Source organism: Kitasatospora cystarginea (genome assembly GCF_039533515.1).
Lineage (GTDB): Bacteria > Actinomycetota > Actinomycetes > Streptomycetales > Streptomycetaceae > Kitasatospora > Kitasatospora cystarginea.
In genome coordinates, this window is record NZ_BAAATR010000116.1 from 1 (window position 1) to 4160 (window position 4160).

3 protein-coding genes are annotated in these 4160 nt (G+C 70.1%); 1 reads left to right on the forward strand and 2 read right to left on the reverse strand.

Annotated elements, in window-relative coordinates:
- The first annotated feature begins 713 nt into the window (after positions 1-713).
- Positions 714-1610: a hypothetical protein gene (locus ABD369_RS40105; protein WP_344641580.1), complete on the forward strand. Its 897-nt coding sequence runs from the start codon at positions 714-716 to the stop codon at positions 1608-1610.
- 303 nt (positions 1611-1913) lie between these two features.
- On the opposite strand, the gene ABD369_RS40110 is transcribed toward ABD369_RS40105, so the two are convergent.
- A complete protein-coding gene (locus ABD369_RS40110) occupies positions 1914-2357 on the reverse strand; it encodes a DUF4231 domain-containing protein (protein ID WP_344641581.1) in 444 nt (147 codons plus the stop codon).
- A 640-nt stretch (positions 2358-2997) separates the two neighbouring features.
- The coding region (locus ABD369_RS40115; RefSeq protein ID WP_344641582.1) for a helicase associated domain-containing protein at positions 2998-4160 on the reverse strand (1163 nt) is incomplete at its 5' end.

Here is a 4160-nt window from a genome sequence, read left to right on the forward strand (position 1 = left end):
CCAGATTCGACAAGCGCGGCTACGTCTACCTCGGCACCGTCACCGCAGCCGCACTCGTCATCTGGCTTCGCTCGTGATCGCCAGGACACTGCCTAGCTGCATGGGACTGAGCACCACGTACCTCGGCAAGGCGGAGATCCAGGAACTGCTCGGCACGAGTTCGTTCGGGATGTGGCGACTGCCCCGCCAGCACGGCGACTTCCCAGAACCCGAGACCGACATCTACCGCGGCCCCTTCGACGAAGAGCCCGACGGGCCCGTGTGGGACGCCCACGACGTGTACCGGTGGGCCGCCCGCACCCCGGAGTTCCAGCACCGCGGCGCCGTCCTGCTCCGCCCGCTGCCTGGCCAGCGCCAGCCGGGGCGCTTCCTCGGCCACCAGGACACCACCCATGGGCCGGCCACCGACTGGCACACCGGCATCGGCGTCATCCGCATGCTCCACACCGACGAGAGCCACGCCGCCTCGGCCATGGCCGTCGACTTGGCCGCCGAGCGCAACCGCGAGATCGTCACCGTCTGCGCCCTGTACGGCGACCTCAACCCCGTCACCGGCCTGGCCCTGGTCGCCGCCGACACCGCCCCAGCCCCGCATCGAGTACGAGGCGAGCTGGGCCCGCGTCGTGAAGCTCGCCGGACAGCCCCTCCCCTGGTGGCCCGACCTCCTGCGCCGGTCCGAGGTCACCCGCCGCTGGCAACCGGGATCCGCGGCCGTGACCGCCGACGCTCCCGCCACACCCCGCGAGAAGACCCTGCGCCGGGCTGCGGCGAACAGCGCCTTCAGTCAGACCGCCCGGGCGGCGCTGACCGACATGGCCGACGACATGCGCAACGACCGCGTTGAGGACGTCGCGAGAGACATCCAGACCTACGGCAACCACATCGCGAGCCCGGAACGGCTCGTCATCGCAGCGACGCACGACGCCCGCACCCACCCCATCCAACTGGTGAAGGACGACGCCCTCCTGCGACAGGGATGGGAAGAGATCACCCGAAGTACCGAACCGGACGCCGTCGAGGCCCTCGACATCGCGCTCGGCCGCCACCCCAACCTGCTGCCCTTCGGGCACTTCACCCACATCCCGGTAACCGACAATCCGGTCGTCGAGCGGTGGACCCGCCGACTGGCCCTCTGCGACCCCACCGCCGGCCACGCCACCCTCGCCGAAGACAAGACGGTCGACGCCTTCTTCACCGACCCCCTGACCGACATGCCGGTCGTCCGCACCAAGGACGACGACGAGAACCACGCCCAGTGGCTGTTCTACGTCCCGCTCTCCCTCCCCGCCGGCCGCGGCGAGCTGGCCTCCATCGTCCTGCACGGCCCCGTATGGATCACGACCACGGACGGGTTCGTCCACCCCGCACCCTGCACCCCCGGCGAACACCTGTGGTGGGGCTACGCAGGGGGCGAGCGTCCCCTCGAACTCGCCCACGTCGTCAACGTCCTCCTCGACAACCTCGGGGCCCGCATCACCCTCAACAACTACTGGGACAGCGCCCCGGACGGGCTCACCACCCTGTTCAACAAGGACCACAAGCGAGGCACCGAACTCACCCGCGCCGCACTGCTCCACGCCCGCATGACCCCACCCAAGTCACGCCGCTGACCCATCGCAGAACGCCGCTGGCCGACCCCGCAACGTCGCGAGATCGGCCAGCGGCATCCCGATAGAAGCAGCGCGACAAGCTGCCTACGCCCACTCCACGCCGTGCTCGGCGAGCTGCGCGAGCTGGCCCGGCGTCAGCTTCGCCCGGCGGGCCTTCTGGTTGTTGAGCCAGGTGAACAGCGCGAAGGCGACACCGTCAGCCTTCGCCGCGGCCGCCGCCCGCGCGACAGCCAGTTCCCGCTCCTTCTCGACGCCGAGCGCCGCGAGCCCAGCTCACCCGGACCTCCTACCGCTCTGCGCAGGTCAGGCCTGGGCTTGCTGGTGGTGCCCGGTCTGTTCGGCAGGCTGGTCGAGTTGCTGCTGGCGGCGGCGCTGTTCGTTGCGCAGGTCCTCGACGCGCTGGGTGAACCTGGCCAGGGCGAGATCCTCCTCGTCGGAGCCGAACTCTTGGTAGGCACCGACGCCGAGAGCGAGGGCGTAGGCCTCCTCCTCGATGGCGTCGGCGGTCTGCTGGAGGAAGTAGCTGCGCTCGCGGTACTTGTAGTAGCCGGCGAACATCGCGGCCAGAGTGATGGCGAAGCCGACCCCGGTCAGGGTGAAGCTGTGCCAGCGGGCCGGATACCCGGAGTCGAGGGCGGCGAGGGTGGTGGTGGCGGCCGAGCCCGCCATGATCAGCGACTGCAGAACGTTGTGCACACGGCGGTACTTGCGGCTGTCGGCCTTGTACTGCCCGACGATGTCGGCCACCTCCTCGCGGTACAGACGCCTACGCCAACCCAGCGACGGATTGGCGTACGCGGCCACGGACCGAAACGCCTCGCGGGCCAGCTCTAGCTGCGCCTCCGCTCGACCAGTCCCATACTCAGCCCAAAGGCTGACCCAGGCCGTGACCGCGACGGCCGCCGACAACGTGGCCAGAACTGCGCAGGCGATGTCAACAGGCGGATACCAGGACGCATCCTGCCGGTTGGCCAGATGCCAGCCGAGGCCGCCTAACAGCGCAGATACCGCGCCCGTTCCTCCCAGAGCGCGCGTGCGCGACAGACGCCGACACCGTGTAGCAGTTCGTTCAGCCACCCTGAGCTTTTGCCGCGCCTCAGCAAGCTTGGCCTGTTCGGCGCGATGTTCCTGGAGCAGCCGAGCCTCCTCCTGAGCCCGTAGAGCCTCTTCGGCGCTGCCGCGACGGTGTGCCGCATCGTCATCCATGCTCCGAGCCACCCTGGCCCCTCCCTTTGCGGCCGCCCCCCGGCAGCCGGCCCACGATGTCACGAACCTGCACGACCTGACCCCTTATCCGGCCGATTGATCACAGCTCCGCGCAACCCCGAGGGCGGGCACTCGGGCGGGTGCTGCGCCGCCTACAGACACCGGCCTCGGCCAGCTCGTTCTACCAGCCGACTCCGAGCGCTTCCAGCTGCCCGATCTGCTCTGCGGTGAGCTTGTCCCGGCGGGCCTTCTGATTGTTCAGCCAGGACCCGAGGGACACCCCACCCTCCTTGTGGGTGCGCGGGACCCGGACGTGCCCCTCACGCTCGACGAAGGCCGCCAGCGCCGCCAGGCCAGCGCCGAACCGGTCGGCGCGCGACACCTTCGGCTTCGCTGTGGCCGCCGCCCGCGCGGCCGCCAGTTCCTGATCCTCGCCGATGCCGATCGCCGCGAGCAGGTCCCGCTGCTCCTGGTCGAGATCGGCCCACCCGGCCCGCTGCGCCTTCACCCACCGTCCGAGCTGCTCGCCCTCGAAGACGGTGTCCGCAAGCAGCGCGGCCCAGTCGACCCGCCCGTCGGCCTCCAACCACCACTGCCGCGCGGCCGCGTACACGCGCTGCCAGGCGATCGGCCAGGCCGGGCACCACCACGGGTCGATCTCCTCCAACGCCCGCCGCCGCTCCGGCACGAGCGCCCCCGGCTGGCCGACCGGCACCTGGACCGCAGCCCGCAGCTCCGAGAGCCATGTCCCGATCGCGTACCCGCCGATCGAGGCCCGGGCCGGGGCCGCCAGCGAGCCGCCATGGCCCTTCGCCCAGACCCTGGCCCAGTCGAGGCCGGCCTCGAAGCGGGCGTCGGAGACCGACCAGATCATCCCGAGCTGGTCGAGCATGTCGACCCGGTGTCGCGCCAATTCCCCAGCAGCATGCTCGCTGCGCCTGTCCGACAACCATTTACCGAGCGGGAACTTCCTCTCTTCTCCGACCATTTCGGAATAGGGAACGTCGAGTCCGCCGGTCTCCTCGTGCCACCGCCGGGCGTGGTTGATCCCCTCCCGCCAGAACTGGTTCTCACCGGTCAGCACACGCGAGGCGATGAACAGCGCGAGCACGTTCTCGTCCACCGGCGTCCGGAACCGCACCGGCAGCGTGAACGCCCCCGAACCACCCTCACCAGGCCAGCTCCCACCAGGCCCAGACACTGCCTCAGCGCTACGCCCCTTCGTGCGCTTGCCGGACTTCTGCGGCACTGTGAGTGTGCGTGGTGGTGTCAGCGGGATGGGCGGCAGCGGGCTGATTGATGGCAGGGGATCGCTGAGCTCGGCTTCTGTCTGATGGTGTCGTG